We start from the raw sequence: 20,932 nt of genomic DNA, 5'->3' as shown, positions 1-20,932 counted from the left end.
GCCCAACCGAAGACGAATATTCCCTTCGATTATTAGGCGTGTAAGCCCTGAAAGCGAGAATGTCCAAGCCCCATTTTCATAATAAGAAGACCCGGGTTACCGAGTCTTCTTCCTCCTAAGATTCGATGGCGATCTGCGAAGGTATCGTCGTTCGCCAGCCGCTACTCATCACCGCGATCCGGCCGCCAAGCAAGGAAAAGCCTGCGCGCTTGGAAGCGAGCAGGCCTCTGGCCCGTCTTATTTAACGGTCGCGCCGTTCGGCATGCCTTCCGGCACGGTCGCGAGCGTCAGCTGTCCGTCCTGGGAGGCTGCCAGGATCATCCCGTGCGACCACTCGCCGCGCAGCTTCACCGGCTTCAGGTTGACGACGCAGATCACCTTCCGGCCGACCAGCTCTTCGGGCTTATAATGAAGCGCGATGCCGGAGACGACCTGACGGACTTCGAAGCCGAGATCGAGCTGCAGCTTCAGCAATTTGTCGGCCTTCGGGATCGGCTCGCAGGCGACGACCTGCGCGACGCGGAGCTCGACCTTGGCGAAGTCGTCGATGTTGATCTCTTCCTTGCGGTCGGCAGGCGCTTCGGCGGCAGCCGCAGGCGGCGCGGACGCCGGCTGCTCGGGCGCAGCGGGAGCCGTGGCCGCCCCTCCGCCCATAATCTCCACGATCCACGCGACCTCGCTCGCCAGCTCCAGCCGCGGGAACAGCGCTTCGCCCTTGGCCACCTTCGCGCCGGTCGGCAAGCGGCTCCAGGACCGTACGCTCTCCCAGTCGGTCGCCGCGCCTTCCGCGATGCCGAGCTGCGCCCAAATCCGCTTCGGCGTGTGCGTCAGGAACGGCTGCAGCAGGATCGAGACGATGCGCAGGCTCTCCGCGAGGTGCGCCATCACCGACGCGAGCGCGGGCCGGTTGGCCTCGTCCTTCGCCAGCGTCCAAGGCTGCGTCTCGTCGATATACTTGTTGGTGCGGCTGACGAGCCCCCAAATCCCGGTCAGCGCGACCGAGAACTCCATATTTTCCAGCGCGTTCTCCACTTTGTCCACCGTCGCCGCGGCCGTCTGTTCCAGCTCGCCGTCGAAAGCCGTCCCCCCGGCTGAGGATGCCGGGATCTCGCCCTCGAAGTACTTGTCGATCATCGCGACCGTCCGGCTGAGGAGGTTGCCCAGATCGTTCGCCAGATCGTAGTTGATCCGCTCTACGAAGCCTTCCGGGGTGAACGTGCCGTCCGCGCCGAACGGCACTTCGCGCAGCAGGTAGTAGCGGACCGCGTCCAGCCCGTAGCGGTCGATCAGCTTGACCGGATCCACGACGTTGCCTTTGGACTTGGACATCTTGCCGTCCTTCATCAGCAGCCAGCCGTGGGCGAATACCTTCTTCGGCAGCGGCAGGCCGATCGCCATCAGCATGATCGGCCAGTAGATCGTATGGAAGCGGACGATCTCCTTGCTCATCAGATGAACGTCGGCCGGCCAGAACTTCTCGTACGCGGCGTCGTCCTCCGCTCCGTAGCCCAGCGCGGTGATATAGTTGGACAACGCGTCGATCCAGACATAGATGACGTGCTTCGCGTCGCCCGGTACCGGGATGCCCCAGCTGAACGTCGTCCGAGATACCGCTAGGTCCTCGAGGCCCGGCTTGATGAAGTTGTTGATCATCTCGGTCTTGCGCGATTCCGGCTGGATGAAGTCCGGGTGCTCTTCGTAATAAGCGAGCAGCCGGTCCGCGTACTTGCTCATCCGGAAGAAGTAGGATTCCTCCTTGACCAGCTCCACCGGGTGGCCGCTGTCCGGGCTCTTGGCGCTGACGATCTCGCCGTTCTCCCCCTTCACGACGTCGACGAGCTGCTTCTCCGTGTAGAACGCTTCGTCCGGGATACTGTACCAGCCTTCGTACTCGCCCTTGTAGATGTCGCCCTGCTCCAGCAGCTTGGCGAAGATCGCCTGCACGACGCGTGTATGCCTAGGCTCCGTCGTCCGGATGAAGTCGTCGTTCGTGATCTCCAGCTTCCGCCACAGGTCTTGAATGCCCACGACGATGTCGTCGACGAACTGCTGCGGCGTTTTGCCCGCTTCCTTCGCCTTGCGCTCGATCTTCTGGCCGTGTTCGTCCGTTCCCGTCAGGTAGCGGACCTCGTATCCGCGCAGCCGCTTGTAGCGGGCCATCGCGTCTCCCGACACCGTCGTGTACGCATGCCCGATATGCAGCTTGTCGCTCGGGTAGTAGATCGGCGTCGTGAGGTAATAGGTCTTGTTCTTGTCCGACATGTCCGTCATCTCCTTCGTTATCGTTGCGGAACGCAAAAAACTCCCGTCCACATGGGACGGGAGCGTATGCTCGCGTGGTACCACCCAACTTCCCTCCATCGCGCGGCTAGACGCGGACGAAGGCTCATTCGGCCGATGACTCGGCTTGCCGTTAACGCCGGCCGGCGTCGTCCGCTTGCCGCTCCGTCGCGCGCTAACGCGCGAAGCCGGGCTCGCGGGCGATCCCTCCAGGACCATCTTCGGAAGTCGGTCTATACCGGTTCTCAGCGTGCCCGGCTCTCTGCGATAGACCTGCGTTCGTACTCATCCGTTCATAGGGAAGGCAATATAAAGACCATTCGCTTATTACATGATCGTGCGGAATTGTACAAAATATACCTGACGAACGAGGTTCGTGTCAAGCCGAGCCTTCGCCCTCCCGCTCCACGCCGCGTCGCGGCGGGACCGGGTCGACCCCCCCGGGGTGGAACGGATGGCACTTGCAGATGCGCACGGCCGCGAGATAGCTCCCCTTGAGCGGTCCGTGCACCTCCAGCGCCTCGAGGGCGTAAGCCGAGCAGGTGGGCGCGAACCGGCAGGTAGGCGGCTTCAGCGGCGAGATGAACTTGCGGTAGAACCGAATGGGCAGCTGCAGGCCTTGGCGTAGCATGAACGGCCCCTCCTTCTCTCTCACTCTCCCCATCATGACCGATGCGGGCGGCCGCGTCAAATCCCGGCGCGACCGCCGCATAAAGATTGCGCGCCAAGCAGAAACTGCCAGAGTACCACAACCGGGGAGGCGGAAGTCGTGCCCAGAACGCACAAGAAAACGACCGGCTGGAGCGCCGTCTTGAAGTTCTTGTTCATCACCGCGGGGGCGATCATGGCGGCCGTCGCGCTGGAGCTGTTCATCGTGCCGAACGCGATGATCGACGGCGGCATCACCGGGATCTCGATCATCCTCTCGCACCTCACCGGATGGCCGCTCGGCCTTTTCCTCTTCGTCATCAACCTGCCCTTCCTCTGGCTGGGCTTCCGCCAGGTCGGCCGCACGTTCGCCGTCTCCAGCCTGTACGGCATCGGGCTCATGTCCGCCGCCACGGCGCTGCTCCACCCCGTTCCCGCCTTCACCAGCGAGAAGCTGCTCGCGCTCGCGTTCGGCGGGCTGATCCTCGGAACGGGCATAGGCCTCGTGCTGCGGTTCGGCGGATCGCTCGACGGCACCGAGATCGTGGCCATCATCATCTCCGCCAAGATTAGGATGTCGGTCGGCCAGATCATTATGATCCTGAACCTGTTCATCTTCATCGCAGCGGGCTTCCTGTTCGGCTGGGATTCCGCCATGTATTCGATCTTCACCTACTATATCGCCTTCAAGATGATCGACGTCGTCGTCGAAGGGCTGAACGAATCCAAGTCGGTCACCATCATCTCGACGGAGTTCGAGGAGATCTCCGACGCGATCATCCAGCGCCTCGGCCGCACGACGACGTTCATCTATGCGAAGGGCGGTTACTTAAAGGAAGATCTGCTCATGATCTACTGCGTCGTGACGCGGCTCGAGCTGGCCAAGCTGCGGGCGGTCGTCCACGATATCGACGTGCGGGCTTTCATCGCCATCGAATCGGTGTCCGAAGTGCAGGGCGGCGACTTCCGGAAGAAGGATATCCACTGAAGTCCCGCGAACGAGGAACGCCCCGGCGCCGCATGCGAGGCATGTCGGGCCGGGGCGTTCTGGCTTCGGCGGCGAACACTCGCCGCGGATTACTTAATCGGCATGAACAGGATGTTCATCGGCAGGTTGGAGCCCAGCGCCGTCAAGAAGGAGATATCGACGGTCTCGTCGTTCGGGCCCGTCCGATAGAGGACGCAGACCGAATTCGGATCCAGCAGCAGGCTCGTGTTCGAGACGAGCACGCTCGTATTGTTAATCTTGAACACCCCGGAGTAGATACCTCCTCGCGCGTTCACCGCGATCAGCGTATTCGCCTTCACCTGAACGGTCGTATGGTACACGACGCCGAAGTTGCCCCAGTTGTTCTCGAACTGGCCGGTCAGCATATCGCGGCCGTCCAGGGCGGGATCGATCGAGTGGTCGCCGAACGGTACGCGCTGCGCCTCCGTTCCGAGCGGCTGCGTGATCGAGACTTCGCGGTCCGCGCCGTGGAACGTGCCGCGGATATGCTTGCCGTCGCGCGGCAATACGGAAAGCGTCGGCAGCGAGGTGAGCGCGTCCTTGTCGCCCTTCACCGCGAACAAGGTGAACTTCACGTCCGACGAAGCGTTCACGTCCGCATAGGCGGAGAACACCTGGCCTGGCTTCAGCGGCTTCGCGCCCAGCTCCTGCGCGACCAGCTTCGTCTCGCCCGGCGCAAGGGTGATGGACGTCGTGTCCCCGTTGTCCTGGGAGATCAGGTAGCGGCTTGCCGCGACCTTACCCGTGTAGGCGCCGAAGCTGTCCGGTCCGGCTTGGCCTCTGGCGCCGAGCGTCACCGTCGCGGGGACCGCGCTATCGTTCGTCGCGGCCAGGTAGATCTTGAAAGGCTCGGTTCCGATGTTCTGGTGATAGAGGAACAAGCGGAAGTCCCCGATCATCGAATCCCGGTACAGGATGCCTTCCCGGTCGAAGTCCTCCGGACTGTCCGAGGCGATCAGCGCGCGATCCGATACGGTGTATGTATAAGGCACGGTCTGCATCTTGAGCACGTCTGCGCCGACGATCGGATACTTCTCGCCGACCGGCGTGAAGCGCTGGTTGAACTGCTCTTCGGTATACATCACTTCGGACGTGATCGTCACGGTCTTGCTGATCTCGCCGACGGCGCCGTGGCGGTCGGTGACCTTGAGGTTGATCGTCTGCGTGCCTTCGGTGAAGAACGCCGGCTTGTTGTTGGTCCACTCGGTCGACGTGATCGCGTTCTCGTCGTCCGTCGATTGATCCGTATACTGAATCGGCTCCCCGATCTTGTAGACTTCCTTATCCGTCGTAAAGGCGGCCTGCGGCGGCTGATTCGGCGGGCGTACGGTTATCGTGACCGAATACGGGGTGCTCCAGGTATAAGTCGCGTCCATGACGCTGCGGGTGACGGTGTATGTTCCCGGTTCGGCGAACATCGCCTCGTTGCCTTCCCAGCGCTCGTCGACGATCTTCTCCGGGAATTGGGAGAGGCTCGAATACGTCACCGGCGTCTGTCCGGCGTAGATCTCCGTCTGGTTCACCTTGAAATCCGCGGTCGGCGCCAAGCTCCACGCGAGCGAGACCTGCCCCTTCGCGGGTACCGTCAGCTTCGAGCCGGTCAAAGTCGACCACATGCGCACCGGAATCATGAGACTGCCCTTTTGGTTATAGGGCTTGCCGGCCGCGTCCACTTTCTGTCCGTTTAGCGAGAACGTCGTCGAGCCCGGCTTCATGCGGATCTCGTTCGTCCCTTGCACCGCGATCGATTCCTTCGTCTTGCTGTCGTAGCGCAAGGAATAACCGTAGCGCGCGGCTAGCGCGCTAAGCGGCGCATAGGTCACGCCCGCGACGACGGCGGTCGGCTGGGCGGTCGGATAATTCACGCCGTTCAGCGACAGCAGAGCCTTGTTGGCCGTGAGCGTCAGCACGTTCCCGGGGCTGGCGGCCGTCGTCGCGTCCGCTCCTTCCGCATAAGCCGGCGTAACCGCCGTAACCAGTAGCGCGGCGCCCGTCAAGAGGGGCAGCCACCGTTGTTTCTTTCCATTCCAAGCCATTCGGGTAAGTCTCCTTTGCTTCGATAAGAGAGTGATGAGAATGTGCGTCATAACAAAGAAAAAGGTCTGAATCGTCAAGAACACATGTTGGGATAGACGAAAATCAGCGATAAAAGTTGCGATGCGTATGGGAAACGGCCATGAAATGTTCACAAACAAGTAAAAACGGAATTGCCTTCTTCTTAGAAGAGGGCGACACGTTTTTATCGGAGACGGATCAGTAAAGTAGAGGTGAAACTAATACTTTCTGATACGTCAAGTAAAAACGGAATTGCCTTCTTCTCAGAAGAGGGCGACACGTTTTTATCGGAGGTCATACAGAAAGGAATAGGAGTGAAACTAATGCATGCCGTATGAACAAACGAAACGGCACCGCCGCAATCTGCGGCGATGCCGTATGTCGGACGCTGCCGGGAAGCGCGAAGCGCTCCCCCGGTTCCGTCAGCTGAACCAGCGATCGACGATCAGCACGAGCAGGAGCAGCGACAGCGCCGATCCGCTCATGAAGAACCATCCTTGACGCTTCTTCGTCTGGAAGAAGCGGAGCACGCCCATACTGAGCAGCCCGCCCACCAGCAGAATAAAAATAACCCCCGTCACGAACAACGCGGGCGACACTTCCGATACGTCCACGAGCTCCACACCGTTAGCCTCCCTAATCCGTTATGCGTACGCCGTTCGCTTAGGCGGCGCACGCCCGTTGATAGCATTATAACGGATTCAGGCCTGAATGAACAATTCCACTTCGTTCTTTTCCGTGCGCCGCCTGCGGAATCGGATGACGAGGCGGCCTTGCTTCCATTCGGCGCGGCCCGACTTGGCATAAACGCGGCACGGCATCAGGACGGTCTCCGAGCGTCCGCCCGGCAAGCCGGTCAGCCGGAGCCGATCCGCCGTGGCATAGAGCCGTACGGGCTTCAAGTCGGTCTCATTCGGCAGCTTGAACGCGACGGTCACGTGTTTGGACGACCGCGAAATCTCCGAAGGAACGGTCTTGCGGGCATCCCCCTGAACGACGGGCTTTTCGGCCGGCATCTTCTCCGGCGTTTGCGACTCCGCGGGCGCCATGAAGTTACGAATGAACCGGTCCAGCCACGCGTCGTCGTCCTTTTTGTCCCACTTCTCCACCAGCTCCCAAGGAATCTCCCTGCCGAGCCAGTTCTGGATCTCCTTCCAATTCGGCAACGGGCCGTTGTCGAAAAAAGACATGTTCTCCTCCCCCTTGAGGCCGGGAATATCGCTCCGCTCCCAGTATATGCCCGCCGGGCGCTTGCGGTGTCCGCCGGGGAGACCGCGGAGCTCCGGTAACCTCTGGGCGCGGACTATCATACAATGAACCATGACTGCATCAAAGGAGTCGTTGCGACATGCCCAGCATCGTCGGAGCCGTCAAGATCTTAACCGTGGGCTCGAGCGGCGTCGTGCTCTTTGGCGATACCTTGCAAGTGAAGCCCGTCAGCACCACGAAGACGTTTGCCGGCGCGGGATCGTTCGTGACCGGGGACTTCCCTCGAACGAACTCGATCAGCTCTACGAATACGAACGACCCTGACGTAGTGGATTCCTCCTCAACCGAAGTCGGTAATTCAGGGATCATATGATTCAGTGGAATATTCACCAGCAGATCACTATCGGCCAACTGCGCGTCGATGCCGTCTCGAACTCGTCCGTCCTGCAGATCGGCAGCGCGGGCAGCATCCAATCGCTGTCTCAGCTCTACAACACCGGCGGGTACACGGGGCCCGCCCCGCAATTGACCCCGACCCAAACCGCGGCCCAAGCCGAAGCGGCCGGGCTCGCGCCCACTTCGCTCGTATCGCTGCCGAATCCGAGCTAGGCGGCTAAGACCCATCCTTAAACTCCGCGCGAGCGTCGAAGGAGCGGATGCACGTGACAACGAATTCGACCTGGCCATGGCCGCAAGGTCCTACCGACTGGAAGGATATCGTTTGGCAGCTTCAGCTCACGGAGCAGCGCCTGCAGACGGCGCTCGCGCAGATCGACGCGATGCAACGGCAACTGGACGATCTGCAGAAGAAGCCGCCGATCCACGTCGAATATCATTTCGATCAGCTCAAGGTCAGCCGCTTGGACGGCACGCTCAATATCGGGTTGACGCCGCAGGGACAGCAAGGCGACGTCGACTCGTTCGAGACGCCCGTGCCGGGCATGTGGAATCCCCCGGCGCAGCCTCAAGACGAGATGGCGGATCAGATCGGCACGCTTCAGCAGCAAGCGCTCGCGTTCATGGATCAGGACGCGCAGGCCGAGCTGGAGCGGCTGTCCGCGCAGCATCAGACGCCGCTGGAGCGGGAGCAGGCTCAAGCGGTCATCCAGGATGTCAAAGCGCAATTGCGTGCGCGGGTGCATCACTATGCCCGCACCTCGCCGTTCCCGCAAACGGGGAGAGACGAGGAGAAGATTCAGTGGCGGGACGGCATCCTGCAGAAAACGAAACGAGATGTCTTGTCGGCCTTCGACGCCTACCTGCGCACGCGCAAAGGACCGAATCCGGAAGGAGGATAACATGTTCCCTTCACGACAACCCGTGCAATTGAATGTGACCAACGGCCCCGTGGCCATCGGCTCGATCCGCATCATCGGCGTGTCGAGCTCCGCCTCGTTCCTCATCGGCGATACGGAGTCGCTCACGCTGTCTTCGTTCTTCGACACGCCGCCGGAATCGGTCATCGTCGGACCGCTCGCACCGATGCCCAGCCTGCCCGACGAAGAGTTGGAGCAAGGGCTGTGAGCCTGACCTGTCGGGAATCGCGGGTCCGCAACGTCTACTTCAATACCGTGTCGCAAGCCTCGGTCTTGCAGTTCGGAGACGACAACGGCACTACCGACTTGTTCAACCGCGTAATCGCCATCCAGCGCGCGATCGCCGATTTTGAGAGCAACGAGCTGCCCTTCTCCGCCTACTCGCTCTACTACCGGCCGATCCTGCTTCCCGCTCCGCAGGAAGAAGTAAGCTTCTCCTCCACGGCCTGGGGCGACATCGAGATCGGAGATGTACAGGTCATCGGTCTCTCCAACTCGGCGTTGACGCGATTCGGCTGCAGCGGACCGTTGACCGCCGAAACCCGCATCGTCAATATCCGGCACTTCAACGCCTCGACGATCTCACCGGCGACTCCGGTCGCTCCGGTTCCTCCCGTCCCTCCGGTATCCGCCTGAATTAGGCGTCGCCGGATTGTGCGGGCGCACAAGCTGCCCTTTCTTGTCTCGCATAGACTGATTCCGTGAGGCAGCTCACACCACACCACATTCACGGGAGGTTACCGGTATGGCATACGTTGGAGGCTATGGTGGCTATGGAGGCTATGGAGGCGTTGGAGGCTATGGAGGCGTAGGTTGCGGTCCTGTAGGCGGATATGGCGGCGGAGCAGCATTCGTTCTCGTCCTTTTCATTCTGCTGGTGATTATTCTCCGCGCAGTCCGGTACTGACCGCATTGCCCAAAAGCCTTGCAGCCGGACGGCTGCAAGGCTTTTTTGGCATGCGGAACGAAGAGGAGCGGACGCGGCGCTTCAAGCTCAGTTGCCGGCCGGGGTGATGTGGCCAAGCTTTAGCGACAGCTGAAGCTGCAGTCGATCCTCGGGATCGTCGAGCGACACGCCGAGGATGTTCTGGATTTTGTCCAATCGGTAGACGACCGTGTTGTAGTGCGCGTACAGCTTCTCGGAAGTCAGCTTGATATTGCCGTTGCACCGGAAAAACATCTCCAGCGTCTCGACGAGCCGCCCTCCCCCTTTGCGGTCTGCCTGCTGCAGCGGGTGCGCGAAGCGCTCCAGGAATTGCGCCCGCTCTTCGCTCGAAGGGATCAGATAGAGCAGCGAGTAGACGCCCAGCCGATCGTAAGCCACCCGTTCGCCGGGCAAGCCGCACACCTCGGCGACTTGACGGGCGCGACGCGCTTGGGAGAGGCTCATCGGCAGCAGCTCCGGGCGGCCGGCCGGGCGGCCGGCGAAGAGCCGGAGCGACGCGTCGCCGATCAGCGACCGCAGCTCCGGCTGCAGTCGCTCGAGCAGGGCCGATACCGCAGACGCCGACTGCGGTTCGGCCCGATCCGTCTCGGGGACGGGGACGATGAGCGCAAGCTCGCCGCCGAACGGCGACGCGAGGAGCGTCTCCACGGTTCGGAACCGTTCGGCGCGGAGCCGGCGCGCCAGCTCCCGGAGCCGATCGGGCGAAGGATGCCGCTCGCTCATGCCGACCAGCACGGCGCACAGAGGCGTATCCTCGGGCAACGAGCAGCCGCACACTTCGGCGCGAAGCTTCCAGTCGCCGGCCGCGACGATCTTGCCGGACAGCCAATCCTGAAGAAACTGCTCCAGGTACTTCCCCTCCACTTCCCGAACCGCTTCTTCGTTCGCCAACTCCATGCCGATCAGCACGGACAAGCGATCCATGCTCAGCATGCCCAGCGAATCGATGTCCGCGTGGCGCTCGATCAGCAAGAGATTGGCCGGTTTGCTCCGGCGGGACGGAATCGGGCAGACATAGACGCGATAGGCGCTCTGCTGCGTCACGAATACGCCGCGCGCGCCACGCCCGGCCATATGCCGATAGGCGAGCGCCTGCGCGAGGGGGCCGGCGAAGGGCGCTTCCGCTTCCCTCAGCGACTCCGACACCCACGGCTGATCGTGTTCCTGCACGACGGCCACCGGATTGCCGAGCATCCGCTCCATCGCGTCCAGCAGCGCCAACAGGCCGCTGCCCTCCAACATCAGACGGGTCATTGCCTGGATGCGGCTCTGAAGCTCGGCGAGCGGCGTCTCCTCGTTCGGCGAAGCCCGCTCCATCACCGCGCGGACGACGTCGGCGAGCGCCAGATCGCCGGGCAGCTCGACCACCGGCAAGCCGACGGCATCCGCTTCATCCAGCGCGGCCTTCAGCGTCTCGGGATCGGCCAACCGGGCCGATCGAAGGCCGACGGCCGCGACGCCCTGCCGCGCCAACTCGGCGAAGAGCTGACCGAGCCGCTCCGGTTCCTCCCGTCCCGGCAGGAGCACCCATTCGCCCGCGCGCGCCCACCGGGCGGCGTCCGGCGACTCCAGCACGCGGACGCGCGCAACGACGGCGCCGGCTCCCCGTTCTCCCGCGGCGAGTCTGGCTCCGTCCAACGGCGGCAGCTCCAACAATTCGCGAACCGATAACATCGTTTGATCCGGACGGTTCTCCGGCAGGGATTCCTTGCGGGGCATTGCAGCCATCATACACCCTCCTTGCATTGTGTATCGATTAAGTCGCGCAGAATACGTCACTTATAATGACATTTTAAATCACTTGAATGGTTTTGTCATACTTTATGTAATATTATATAACATAACTTGAGGAAAATCATTCGATTTATCAAAAATAAGGCCAAAAGGGCCCAGAATAGATGCCAGGAAGACGGCTGCTACCCCAAAATAGCGTTACATATCATTACATTCAGCATCTACCTATCGATGGTCTGCTTAGTCAACGCTACATAATAAAAACGCCCCTGCCGCCATCTTCCGATGGTCGGCAAGGACGCTCAGTTGCATGCCGCTCGCCTCGCGTTCGATCTGTCGCGGCCGCCGCTTCGCAGCTCATCATCCTCGGGAGCTGCCTGGGGGCACCTTACGGATAAACCGGATGCCCGCAGGTCTGGCAGAATCGCGCGTCCTCCGGCAGCTCGGCGCCGCACTCCGCGCACAGCCGGACCACATCCGCCTCGGACTCCGGTGCCTCCTCCAGCTCGACGCGCTCGGCCGTCGGGTCCGCATCGGCCGCTTCCGCAGCCGCGTCGGCGACCGACTCGGACGGCGCGAGCGGATCAGCCGTCGCGACCGGCTCCGGCGGTACCGGGTCCGCGAACGGGCTGCCGCACGCCGGGCAGAACCGCGTATCGAACGGCACCTTCTGGCCGCAGGAGCACTCCTTCTCGTTGCGCAGCGCGCGAATCCGGTCCTCCAGCCCCGTGATCTCGCGCCGGAAGCCCGCAATCTCTTCACAGGCCGGTATGATCACGCCTTCCGCGCGGGACAGATCGTGCTGCAAGTACGCCTCGTATACGGCTTCCCCGATATCGGAGAACCGTTTCTCGATTTCTTTCCGCTTGCCTGAAATTTGCGAATGAATTTTCGTAATCTCGACCGTCTGCTGCGCCTTCTCCGTCGCAGTCGTTACGCCCTTGCTGACGGTCTCCGTGAATTTCTTAAAAAAGCTCATCCAAGCCGCCTCCTCATCCCTTTATGATCCCATACGAAAACCCGAGCTTACGGTTCCGTTGATATCATCTTACTCATCCTGCGGGCGACGTACAAGTTTCCCCTTCTTCATCTATACGCAGGAACCGGGCAGTTCAGCCTAAGTCCGAAGTCCCTTGCGATAGTCGGACGGCGTTCCGCCCATCCACTTTTTGAACGATTTGGAAAAGTACAACGGATCCGCATACCCGACGGAGGCGGCGACCTCCTCGACGGTCAGCGCTTCCTGCAGCAGCACGACGGCCCGTTCCATCCGGAGCTTCTGCAGGTAACGGATCGGCGACATGCCGTGGTGCCGACGGAACAGCTTGGAAAGGTGCGTACGGTGGTAGCCCAGCTCCTGCGCCATCTGCGCGATCGATACCGGGCGGTCCAATTGCGCATGCAGCCACCTCGCGGCGCGGTCCGCCTCTCTCGCGGACGCTTCCTCCCTGCCGCCGGCCGCCTCCGGCGCTTCGGGCCGGTTCGCCTTCATCCACGCGGACCAGGCGATCCGCAGCCACCCGGACGCTTCGAAGTCCGCCGTCCAGCCGCCCTCCCGGAACGCCGCGGCCACGGCCTCCATCGCGCGGAGCGACTCGCCCGCCGCGTAAATCACCGGACGCTCGGGAGAGACGCCCGCCCGCTGCTGCCACCGCGCCAGCGCGGGCCCGCGGCAAGCGATCCAGCGATAGAGCCACGGGTCCCGCTCGTCCGACCGGTAACCGTGCAGGACGCCCGGCAGGATGAAAAAGCTGTCGCCCGGTCCCAGTTCGTATTCGCGGTCCCCGCACCGGAAGTAGCCCTTCCCTGCTTCAACGGTATGCACGAGCACGTAATCGAGCACCTGCGGCCCGATCCGGTGATCGGGCGCCGTCTGCGATCGGCCGGTGAACAGCACCGACGCCTCGTCGCCCTCTCTGGGATGGGGATTGACGGTCAACCAGATCGACTCCAGAACGGTCCACCCCCCTTCTACGCGGAACTCAAACTACAAAATTCCATGCAACGCTCTTTTCTGTCCATAGGCAACGGGAGCGTTTTCATCTATTCTAAATCGCAGATGAGCCTTCATACAAGTGGAATCAAGGAGGATTAACCAAATGTCCAAAATTACGTTCCTTGGCGCGGGCAGCACGGTCTTCGCCAAAAATGTCCTGGGTGACTGCATGCTGACGCCCGCCCTGCAAGGGTTCGAGATCGCGCTCTTCGACATCGACGCCGAGCGCCTCGCCGACTCCGAGCGGATGCTGAACAACCTCAAAGCGACGTCCGGCAGCACGTGCAGCATCCGGGCCTATGCCGACCGCAAGGAAGCGCTGCGCGGCGCCAAGTTCGTCGTGAACGCCATCCAGGTCGGCGGCTACGATCCCTGCACGATCACCGACTTCGAGGTGCCGAAGAAATACGGCCTGCGCCAGACGATCGCCGACACGGTCGGGATCGGGGGCATCTTCCGGAATCTGCGCACCATCCCCGTCATGCTGGACTTCGCCCGCGATATCCAGGAGGTATGCCCGGATGCCTGGTTCCTGAACTATACGAACCCGATGGCGGTGCTGACCAACGTGATGAATACGTACGGCGGCGTTCGCACCGTCGGCCTGTGCCACAGCGTTCAGGTCTGCGTTAACGACCTGTTCAAGGCGATCGACATGGACACGACCGGGGTGAAGTCGAAGATCGCCGGCATCAACCATATGGCATGGCTGCTCGAAGCGAGCAAGGACGGCGTCGACCTCTACCCCGAGATCAAGCGCCGCGCCGCCGCCAAGCAGCAGGAGAAGCACCCCGACATGGTGCGCTTCGAGCTCATGCTGAAGTTCGGCTACTACATCACCGAGTCGTCGGAGCACAACGCCGAGTATCATCCTTACTTCATCAAGCGCCAATACCCGGAGCTGATCGAGAAGTTCAACATCCCGCTCGACGAATATCCGCGCCGCTGCGTCAACCAGATCTCCCGGTGGAAGGAAATGCGCGAAAGCCTCGTGAACGACACCAAGCTGACGCACGAACGCTCCCACGAGTACGCTTCCTACATCTTCGAGGCGATGGAGACGAACCGCCCGTTCAAGATCGGCGGCAACGTGATGAACACGGGCCTGATCACGAATCTGCCGCGCGAAGCCTGCGTCGAAGTGCCGTGCCTCGTCGACGCCAACGGCGTCACTCCGACCTATGTCGGCGACCTGCCGCCGCAGTGCGCCGCGCTGAACCGGACCAACATCAACACCCAGCTGCTCACGATCGAAGCCGCCGTCACCGGCAAGAAGGAACACATCTATCACGCCGCGATGCTCGATCCGCACACGTCCGCCGAGCTGTCCATGGACGACATCGTCTCGCTCTGCGACGATCTGATCGAAGCGCACGGCGACTGGCTGCCCGCTTATCGCTAACCGATATTGCTGATAAGTAACGCGAATAGGCGAAGGCGCCTTGAACCCGCATTCGAGCGGGGGTCAAGGCGCCTTTTTTTTCATTTCCGGTCAAGATTCGGCCTCGTCTATCCGGCCCGCAAGCAGGCGCAGACAGAACAGCGACAGATAGACGATCAGGATCAGCATGCCGAACAGCACCGTGAAAGCGGCTCCGTTGGCGTCCAGCCCTTCGAGGATGCCGTCGATCAGTCGGAACGGACTGAACAGCACATCCCAGCTGTTCAGCCGGATCGCCCGGCCCAAGTAGACGCCGAAACCGCCGAGGAAGGAAGCGCCGACAATGAAGAGCCAACCGAACCAGACGCCTGCGTATTTCCGCACCAGTTGGTGGAATTGATGCATCGAGAGGTAGCCGAGCAGCAGGCCGCACCACGCGAACAAGAAGAATACGATCAGATCGTACCAGACCAGCAACGACTCGGAAGCGTTGATCCACGTGTATTGCGGATTGGCGATCAGGTGGATCAGGTCCGTCGTCAGATACGGCGCGTTCGGATAGAGCAGCATCCAAGCGACGCCGGCCACCAGGAGGGGAAGCACGCCCAGCCGCCGGCTGCTAGCCAGCCGGTCCAACCCCGAAGCCGCCATCGAGACGATCAGCGGGAGCCAAGCCAGGAACAGATTCCACAGCAGAAACCCGTACTTCTCGAAGCCGACCCGATCGGCTCGCACGATGAGCAGCAGCACGCACAGGAACGAGATGCCGCACAGCACGTAGAAAGCCGGCGCGAACGCCGCCGCCTGCGAAGCTTTACGCCCGGCGCGGCTCATCGGCCGCCCTCCAGCGTCGCCCGGTACCGCGCTTCCTGCTCGGCGATAGCTTGGGCGGTCTTCGCTTGGTCCGCTGCGACGCGGTCCAATTGGCGCCGCACTTCCCCGCCGCCTCGCTGCACGCGGTTCAGGGCGTCGTCGATGCGCCCCTGCACGATCCAATCGGTAAGGAAGCCGTCGAAGAAATAATCCGCGAACGTCAGAAAGCCTCCGACCTCTACATCCGGAACGCCTGCCTGCACGCGTAAGTCGTTCAGCTCCTTCTCGAACATCCGCAGCGCATGCTGCGCTTCATGCATCTCCGCGCGCGCCTCGTCGATGCGGTTGTGTTTGATATGCGTCGCGATCGCGCCGCCGCCCAGCATGTCGTAGGTCCCCCAGTTGCGGGCAGACCGCAAGCGCTCTTCGGCGGAGGCGAGCGCGCGTGCCGCCTTCTCACCGGCTTGCTTCGCTTCGTCCAGCTCTTTGCGCATCGCGCGCAACTCGCCCAGCGACTCCGAGACGCGTTGCAGCTCCGCGCTCGCGGCCAGATCATGCTCGCGAATCCAGGCTTCCCTGCGCGAGAGCAGCCGCTCGTAGGCGAGATCCGCGTCGATGACGTCGCCCAGCGACCGTCTGGCTTCGGCCAACTCGCCTTCCAGCGCCCGCAGCGCCGCTTCGGCCGCGTCGTACTTCAACCAGGCGTCCGCCGCCTCGCGCTCCTCCTCCCGGAGCCGCTCGTCCAGGCGCCCGATCAGCCGGTTCCATAGCCGCGCGACCGAAGCGCTCTTCAACTGATCGACGTCCGCCTCCTCCCGGCCGAACCGGTCGCGGCATTCGCGCACGACGCCCTCCTGCTTGCGGACTTCCTCCTGAAGGGCGCGAACCTTGCGTTCCTCGCGCGCCTTGGCTTGCAGATTTTGTTTGCAGCGTTGCAGCTCTTCGTTCCATTGCGCCATCGTATCCAAAGCGAATCCTCCTCTATCGGATCGACTCCCCGCGGATCCGACCCCTTCCATTCTTCTTCATAGATACAGTTATAGCGGCCAAAAAGTTGCATGCGACTCTGAAGCGTTTGATCGATAATCGGAAGATGACGGATCCGTTTAACTGTGGTTATGCCTTTGAATGCGTTTTAATCCACGATCGAAAGCCTGTGATACAATCTTTTCGATATCTTTATTCGCCTCATCCCCTTTTTCATCGCCCTAATCTCAATCAAATGCTGAAGGAGTGTCACAACCGATGAAATACTCCGTATTCACCGTGTCCACACCGGATTTGACGCCAGATGCACTTTGCGCGGAAGCGCAAGCGGCAGGGCTGCACGGCATCGAATGGCGCTGCAAGGAAACGCCCGAAGCGTTACGCAGCGAACCACCCTCCTTCTGGGGAAACAATCGGTGCACGATCGCGCCGGATATCGCGCCGGACGAGATCGCCGGCATCCGCGAGAACGCGGAACGTCACGGTCTCCGCAACATTGCGCTCGTCCCGTATTTGACTTGCGGCGATGTAGCGGGCACGGAACGGCTGTTCCGGCTGGCCCGGACGCTCGGAGCGGAGATGATTCGGGTGGGCGTGCCCGGTTACGACCCGATCGTCGGCTACGAGCGCCAGCTCGCTTCCGCCTACGCCTACTTGGACGAAGTCGACGCACTCGCCCGTTCTTACGGCGTGAAGGCGCTCGCCGAGATCCATCACGGCACGATCATCCCGAGCGCTTCGGCCGCCCACCGGCTCGTCTCCCGGTATTCGCCCGACCGGATCGGCGTCCTGCTCGATCCCGGCAACATGGTGCACGAGGGGATGGAGAATTACCGCATGGGCATGGAAATCTTAGGCCCTTATCTCGCCCACGTTCACGTGAAGAACGCCGGCTGGCACCTGTCCGGCGCAGGCACGGACGGCCGAGGCCATCCGAACGCGGCCCACGCGGCCGGAGACGGGAACGGCGCCGAGCCGGCCCCTCTCGATCCGATCGCCTGGCAGTGCTCCTGGCGTCCGATCGCGAGCGGCATCGTGCCTTGGAAGCAGGTGCTCGCGGCATTGAAAGCCGTCGGATACGACGGCTGGCTCGGCCTCGAAGACTTCAGCCGGACGTACGATTCCGGCAACATGATGCGAACATTCGTCCGTCAAATGCGGACCTGGGAGGATGAGCTGCAATGAGCGACATTCGATACGGCTTGATCGGCTGCGGCAATATGGGCAGCGGTCACGCGAACACCTTGACGTCAGGCGCCATACGCGGCGCGGCGCTGACGGCCGTCTGCGACGCTTCGGCGGACCGCCGCGTTTGGCTGCGGGAGCGTTACCCGAGCGTAACCGTCTTCGATACGACCGAAGCGCTGCTCGACTCGGGTCTCGTCGACGCGGTGATCGTCGCGACGCCGCACTTCGACCACCCCAAGGACGCGATCGCCGCGTTCCGGCGCGGCCTCCACGTCCTGATCGAGAAGCCGGCCGGCGTCTCCGCGGGGCGCGTACGCCTCATGAACGAAGCCGCGGCCGCCAGCGGGCGCCGCTTCGGCATCATGTACAATCAGCGGATGAACCCGCTCTATCAGAAAGTACGAGACTTGATCGCGTCCGGGGAGCTCGGGGAGATCCGCCGGACGAACTGGATCATCACGGACTGGTACCGCCCGCAGGCTTACTACGATTCGGGCTCGTGGCGCGCGACTTGGGCCGGCGAAGGCGGCGGCGTACTGCTGAACCAGTGCCCGCACCAACTGGACCTGTGGCAGTGGACGACCGGCCTCATGCCCTCGCGCATACGCGCGTTCTGCCATTTCGGCAAACACCGGGATATCGAAGTCGAGGACGAAGTCACCGCCTACGTCGAGTACCCGAACGGCGCGACCGGCGTCTTCATCACGACGACGGGCGAGACGCCGGGCACGAACCGCTACGAAGTGACGGGCGACCGCGGCAAGCTGGTCGTCGAGAACGGCAGGCTGACGTTCTGGCGCCTCCGGGAATCCGAGCCCGAATTCAACGCCCGCAATACCGTGCCGTTCGACCGGCCGGAGGAGTGGAAGATCGAGTTCCCGAACTTGGGTCCTAGCCCCGAGCACGCGGGCATCCTTCAGAACTTCACGGACGCTCTGCTGAACGGCGCTCCTCTCCTGGCGCCGGGAGAGGAAGGCATTCTCGGCCTCTCGATCTCGAACGCCATGCACCTGTCCGCGTGGCGAGAGGAATGGGTCGACCTGCCGCTGGACGAGGCCGCGTTCGAGACCGAGCTGCAACGCCGGATCGACACTTCCCGGGGAAGGGGCTGATCGCATGCTGCAACCGGATCGCTCCGCCTCCACCTTCGGCAACGGGGACGGGCAGCGCTATGCGCCCGTCGCCCGCAAGCCGGAACCGGTCTGCGGGCTCGGCGACTTCGTCATCGCCGCGGCCGCGCTGGACCACGGTCACATCTACGGCCAATGCAACGGTCTCGTCGAAGCCGGCGCGACGCTCAAGTGGGTCTTCGATCCCGATCCCGCGAAGGTCGAGGCTTTCCGCCAAGTCTTTCCGCAAGCGCAAGCGGCCGACTCGCTCGAGGTCATCCTGGATGATCCCGAAGTGCGGTTGGTCGCCGCGGCGGCCGTACCGTCCGAACGCTGCGCGCTCGGCCTCCGCGTCATGGACAGCGGGAAAGACTACTTCACCGACAAGACGCCGTTCACCGAGCTCTCGCAGCTGGCGGAAGCCCGCGCGAAGGCGCTGGAGACCGGCCGCAAATACATGGTCTACTACAGCGAGCGTCTGCACGCGGAGAGCGCGGTCTATGCCGGCCGGCTGGTCCGGGAGGGCGCGATCGGCCGCGTGGTGCAAGTGATGGGCACTGGTCCGCACCGCCTCGGCTCGGGAAGGCCGGACTGGTTTTTCCGCAAACGGGACTACGGCGGCATCCTCTGCGACATCGGCAGCCATCAGATCGAGCAATTCCTATATTACGCGGACTGCCGGGACGCGCGGGTCGCGCACAGCAAAGTCGGCAACTATCGCTCGCCCTCTTATCCCGAGCTGGAGGACTTCGGCGACGCGACGCTCATCGGCGACAACGGCGCGACCGGTTACTTCCGCGTGGACTGGATGACGCCCGACGGGCTTGGCACCTGGGGCGACGGCCGAACCGTCATCCTGGGCACGGACGGTTACATCGAGCTGCGCAAATATATTGACGTGGCGCGCGAACGCACGGGGAACCACGTGTATCTCGTGAATCATGAAGGCGAGTTTCATTTCGCGGTAGACGGCCAAGTCGGGTACCCCTTCTTCGGCGAGCTCATCCTCGATTGCCTTCAGCGGACGGAGAACGCCATGACGCAGGAGCACGCCTTCAAAGCCGCCGAACTGTGCCTCATCGCCCAGCGCGACGCGGTGCGGGTGACGGGCTGATATCGGCGGGAATACACAGCGCGAGTGCCGGGCCGATACCGCGGCAAGTCACGGTTGCGACTGCCGAGCCGTTATCGGCGGGAAGACACGGTGCGGGCGGCAGGCTGATATCGGCGGCGAGACATGGTACAATCACTCTCAGAACCCGGCGAACGACGCACCGGGTTGCGGGAGGTCTCCCTTGCCCAATCCGCCCTATATACAATGGATTCAACCGATCGAGATGGGATTCCGCAGCGACGGAGCGATGGCCCCCGGGTCGTACCACTCGCATCCGTTTTATGAGATCTACTATTTTCACGAAGGCTTGTGCACCTACTTGATCGGGGACAAACTCATGACGCTGGCGCCCGGCGATCTTATCCTGATGCACGGGATGACGCTGCACTGTCCGAATCCGGCGCCTCACGTCCCGTATATCCGGACGACCATCCACTTCGATCCCGCGTACCTGCGGACGCTGGTGCCCGCCTCCATCTCGGAGTCGCTGCTTCAGCCCTTCGAGGAGCTGCGCAACGCCCGACTGCCGCTGTCCGGCGTGGCGAGGGCGGAAGCGGAGCGCATGCTGGCGGACATGGGCGGCCTTTACGAGCAAGCCAAGATGCAGACCGAGGCGGAGACGAAGGATCAGACCGGCGAAGCGGCCAGCCCCTATGCGTACGAACGGTTCGCGCTTCGGTTCATCGAGCTGCTGTATCTCATCAAGGGCTGGTGCGGCACTTCGATGGACGAACGCCTGCACCGCTCCGAACGGGAGCGGCACATCCAACGGGTCATCAGCTTTCTCGAAGCGCACTACCACGAGCCGGTCACGCTGGAGCGCGTCGCCGATGCGCTTCACCTCTCGAAGACCTACTTGTCGAATTTGTTCAAGGAAGTTACGGGTACGACCGTCTTTCAATTTCTGTACAACCGGCGCATCAACCAGGCGAAGATTCAGTTCAAGTTGACGCCTCACCTCTCCGTGACGGAGGTCGCGCAGTCGGTCGGTTTTGCGCACCTCGCGCATTTTAGCCGCCAATTCAAAGCCGCGATAGGCTGCACGCCCGAAGCCTACCGCCGCAGGATGTCCGACGAAGCCCAAGCGCGCGCAGGACAGCTCTGGATGCAGGAATGAAGCAGGAACCCTCATGGCAGGGTTCCTTTT

The 20,932-nt window shown here is 62.4% G+C and carries 21 protein-coding genes; 11 read left to right on the top strand and 10 right to left on the bottom strand.

From position 1 onward, the window contains the following. Nucleotides 1-237 precede the first annotated feature (237 nt). Both metG and yidD read right to left on the bottom strand, forming a co-directional pair. A complete protein-coding gene (gene metG, locus H7C19_RS22270; RefSeq protein ID WP_185671272.1) occupies nucleotides 238-2,262 on the bottom strand; it encodes a methionine--tRNA ligase in 2,025 nt (674 codons plus the stop codon). Between the two features lie 397 nt (nucleotides 2,263-2,659). Then, the gene (yidD, locus tag H7C19_RS22265; RefSeq protein ID WP_185671271.1) at nucleotides 2,660-2,911 is read right to left on the bottom strand and encodes a membrane protein insertion efficiency factor YidD; all 252 of its coding nucleotides are present in this window, start codon (nucleotides 2,909-2,911) and stop codon (nucleotides 2,660-2,662) included. Between the two features lie 138 nt (nucleotides 2,912-3,049). Here yidD and H7C19_RS22260 point away from each other — a divergent pair, with 138 nt between their 5' ends. Then, a complete protein-coding gene (locus H7C19_RS22260; RefSeq protein WP_185671270.1) occupies nucleotides 3,050-3,916 on the top strand; it encodes a YitT family protein in 867 nt (288 codons plus the stop codon). 89 nt (nucleotides 3,917-4,005) lie between these two features. Here H7C19_RS22260 and H7C19_RS22255 read toward each other — a convergent pair whose 3' ends face one another. From H7C19_RS22255 to H7C19_RS22245, 3 genes are all read right to left on the bottom strand, one after another. Further along, a complete protein-coding gene (locus H7C19_RS22255) occupies nucleotides 4,006-5,973 on the bottom strand; it encodes a stalk domain-containing protein (RefSeq protein WP_185671269.1) in 1,968 nt (655 codons plus the stop codon). A 441-nt stretch (nucleotides 5,974-6,414) separates the two neighbouring features. Next, nucleotides 6,415-6,615 carry a hypothetical protein gene (locus tag H7C19_RS22250; RefSeq protein WP_185671268.1) on the bottom strand — a complete coding sequence of 67 codons (201 nt, stop codon included), beginning with the start codon at nucleotides 6,613-6,615 and terminating at the stop codon, nucleotides 6,415-6,417. A 78-nt stretch (nucleotides 6,616-6,693) separates the two neighbouring features. Next, the gene (locus tag H7C19_RS22245) at nucleotides 6,694-7,182 is read right to left on the bottom strand and encodes a hypothetical protein (RefSeq protein WP_185671267.1); all 489 of its coding nucleotides are present in this window, start codon (nucleotides 7,180-7,182) and stop codon (nucleotides 6,694-6,696) included. A gap of 158 nt (nucleotides 7,183-7,340) precedes the next feature. On the opposite strand from H7C19_RS22245, the gene H7C19_RS22240 reads away from it, so the two are divergent. The 5 genes from H7C19_RS22240 to H7C19_RS22220 are packed head-to-tail and all read left to right on the top strand — an operon-like array spanning nucleotide 7,341 to nucleotide 9,153. Then, nucleotides 7,341-7,574 carry a spore germination protein gene (locus H7C19_RS22240; protein WP_185671266.1) on the top strand — a complete coding sequence of 78 codons (234 nt, stop codon included), beginning with the start codon at nucleotides 7,341-7,343 and terminating at the stop codon, nucleotides 7,572-7,574. Beyond that, a complete protein-coding gene (locus H7C19_RS22235; protein WP_185671280.1) occupies nucleotides 7,574-7,810 on the top strand; it encodes a spore germination protein GerPB in 237 nt (78 codons plus the stop codon). The genes H7C19_RS22240 and H7C19_RS22235 overlap by 1 nt, the downstream gene beginning before the upstream one ends. 53 nt (nucleotides 7,811-7,863) lie before the next feature. After that, nucleotides 7,864-8,499 (top strand): spore germination protein GerPC, encoded by a 636-nt coding sequence (gerPC, locus tag H7C19_RS22230; RefSeq protein WP_185671265.1) that lies wholly within the window; start codon nucleotides 7,864-7,866, stop codon nucleotides 8,497-8,499. Nucleotide 8,500: 1 nt separating this feature from the next. Beyond that, a complete protein-coding gene (locus H7C19_RS22225) occupies nucleotides 8,501-8,725 on the top strand; it encodes a spore germination protein GerPD (protein WP_185671264.1) in 225 nt (74 codons plus the stop codon). Further along, nucleotides 8,722-9,153 carry a spore germination protein GerPE gene (locus tag H7C19_RS22220; protein WP_185671263.1) on the top strand — a complete coding sequence of 144 codons (432 nt, stop codon included), beginning with the start codon at nucleotides 8,722-8,724 and terminating at the stop codon, nucleotides 9,151-9,153. The genes H7C19_RS22225 and H7C19_RS22220 overlap by 4 nt, the downstream gene beginning before the upstream one ends. 358 nt (nucleotides 9,154-9,511) lie before the next feature. Here the strand turns inward: H7C19_RS22220 and H7C19_RS22215 are convergent, their stop codons facing one another. The 3 genes from H7C19_RS22215 to H7C19_RS22205 form a co-directional block, all read right to left on the bottom strand. Continuing rightward, a complete protein-coding gene (locus tag H7C19_RS22215; RefSeq protein WP_185671262.1) occupies nucleotides 9,512-11,191 on the bottom strand; it encodes a PucR family transcriptional regulator in 1,680 nt (559 codons plus the stop codon). 394 nt (nucleotides 11,192-11,585) lie between these two features. Further along, nucleotides 11,586-12,176, bottom strand: a complete 591-nt coding sequence (locus H7C19_RS22210) for a zinc ribbon domain-containing protein (protein WP_185671261.1) — start codon at nucleotides 12,174-12,176, stop codon at nucleotides 11,586-11,588. Between the two features lie 138 nt (nucleotides 12,177-12,314). Beyond that, the gene (locus tag H7C19_RS22205) at nucleotides 12,315-13,136 is read right to left on the bottom strand and encodes a helix-turn-helix transcriptional regulator (RefSeq protein WP_246469667.1); all 822 of its coding nucleotides are present in this window, start codon (nucleotides 13,134-13,136) and stop codon (nucleotides 12,315-12,317) included. A gap of 160 nt (nucleotides 13,137-13,296) precedes the next feature. Here H7C19_RS22205 and H7C19_RS22200 point away from each other — a divergent pair, with 160 nt between their 5' ends. After that, on the top strand, nucleotides 13,297-14,595 hold the full coding sequence (locus tag H7C19_RS22200; RefSeq protein ID WP_185671260.1) for an alpha-glucosidase/alpha-galactosidase: 1,299 nt from the start codon (nucleotides 13,297-13,299) through the stop codon (nucleotides 14,593-14,595). Nucleotides 14,596-14,685: 90 nt separating this feature from the next. Here the strand turns inward: H7C19_RS22200 and H7C19_RS22195 are convergent, their stop codons facing one another. Beyond that, nucleotides 14,686-15,408 (bottom strand): DUF1361 domain-containing protein, encoded by a 723-nt coding sequence (locus tag H7C19_RS22195; RefSeq protein WP_185671259.1) that lies wholly within the window; start codon nucleotides 15,406-15,408, stop codon nucleotides 14,686-14,688. Further along, nucleotides 15,405-16,355 (bottom strand): hypothetical protein, encoded by a 951-nt coding sequence (locus tag H7C19_RS22190; protein WP_185671258.1) that lies wholly within the window; start codon nucleotides 16,353-16,355, stop codon nucleotides 15,405-15,407. The genes H7C19_RS22195 and H7C19_RS22190 overlap by 4 nt, the downstream gene beginning before the upstream one ends. 277 nt (nucleotides 16,356-16,632) lie before the next feature. Here H7C19_RS22190 and H7C19_RS22185 point away from each other — a divergent pair, with 277 nt between their 5' ends. The 4 genes from H7C19_RS22185 (at nucleotide 16,633) to H7C19_RS22170 (ending at nucleotide 20,902) form a co-directional block, all read left to right on the top strand. Beyond that, nucleotides 16,633-17,559 (top strand): sugar phosphate isomerase/epimerase family protein, encoded by a 927-nt coding sequence (locus H7C19_RS22185; RefSeq protein WP_185671257.1) that lies wholly within the window; start codon nucleotides 16,633-16,635, stop codon nucleotides 17,557-17,559. After that, a complete protein-coding gene (locus tag H7C19_RS22180; RefSeq protein WP_185671256.1) occupies nucleotides 17,556-18,674 on the top strand; it encodes a Gfo/Idh/MocA family protein in 1,119 nt (372 codons plus the stop codon). The genes H7C19_RS22185 and H7C19_RS22180 overlap by 4 nt, the downstream gene beginning before the upstream one ends. Before the next feature lie 4 nt (nucleotides 18,675-18,678). After that, complete coding sequence (locus tag H7C19_RS22175) at nucleotides 18,679-19,785, top strand: Gfo/Idh/MocA family protein (RefSeq protein WP_185671255.1); 1,107 nt, start codon at nucleotides 18,679-18,681, stop codon at nucleotides 19,783-19,785. 181 nt (nucleotides 19,786-19,966) lie between these two features. Continuing rightward, entirely contained in the window at nucleotides 19,967-20,902 is a 936-nt protein-coding gene (locus tag H7C19_RS22170; RefSeq protein WP_246469666.1) for an AraC family transcriptional regulator, read from the top strand. The last annotated feature ends 30 nt before the right edge of the window (nucleotides 20,903-20,932 follow it).

It is taken from the genome of Cohnella nanjingensis (assembly GCF_014212125.1).
Lineage (GTDB): Bacteria > Bacillota > Bacilli > Paenibacillales > Paenibacillaceae > Cohnella > Cohnella nanjingensis.
This window is presented reverse-complemented; position numbering and strand designations above follow the sequence as displayed.

Bases quoted from the DNA above. Each gene is read 5' to 3' on its own strand.
- metG (WP_185671272.1), bottom strand. From the start codon at position 2,262: ATGTCGGACAAGAACAAGACCTATTACCTCACGACGCCGATCTACTAC.
- yidD (WP_185671271.1), bottom strand. From the start codon at position 2,911: ATGCTACGCCAAGGCCTGCAGCTGCCCATTCGGTTCTACCGCAAGTTC.
- H7C19_RS22255 (WP_185671269.1), bottom strand. From the start codon at position 5,973: ATGGCTTGGAATGGAAAGAAACAACGGTGGCTGCCCCTCTTGACGGGC.
- H7C19_RS22245 (WP_185671267.1), bottom strand. From the start codon at position 7,182: ATGTCTTTTTTCGACAACGGCCCGTTGCCGAATTGGAAGGAGATCCAG.
- H7C19_RS22240 (WP_185671266.1), top strand. From the start codon at position 7,341: ATGCCCAGCATCGTCGGAGCCGTCAAGATCTTAACCGTGGGCTCGAGC.
- H7C19_RS22225 (WP_185671264.1), top strand. From the start codon at position 8,501: ATGTTCCCTTCACGACAACCCGTGCAATTGAATGTGACCAACGGCCCC.
- H7C19_RS22215 (WP_185671262.1), bottom strand. From the start codon at position 11,191: ATGGCTGCAATGCCCCGCAAGGAATCCCTGCCGGAGAACCGTCCGGAT.
- H7C19_RS22210 (WP_185671261.1), bottom strand. From the start codon at position 12,176: ATGAGCTTTTTTAAGAAATTCACGGAGACCGTCAGCAAGGGCGTAACG.
- H7C19_RS22200 (WP_185671260.1), top strand. From the start codon at position 13,297: ATGTCCAAAATTACGTTCCTTGGCGCGGGCAGCACGGTCTTCGCCAAA.
- H7C19_RS22195 (WP_185671259.1), bottom strand. From the start codon at position 15,408: ATGAGCCGCGCCGGGCGTAAAGCTTCGCAGGCGGCGGCGTTCGCGCCG.
- H7C19_RS22185 (WP_185671257.1), top strand. From the start codon at position 16,633: ATGAAATACTCCGTATTCACCGTGTCCACACCGGATTTGACGCCAGAT.
- H7C19_RS22180 (WP_185671256.1), top strand. From the start codon at position 17,556: ATGAGCGACATTCGATACGGCTTGATCGGCTGCGGCAATATGGGCAGC.
- H7C19_RS22175 (WP_185671255.1), top strand. From the start codon at position 18,679: ATGCTGCAACCGGATCGCTCCGCCTCCACCTTCGGCAACGGGGACGGG.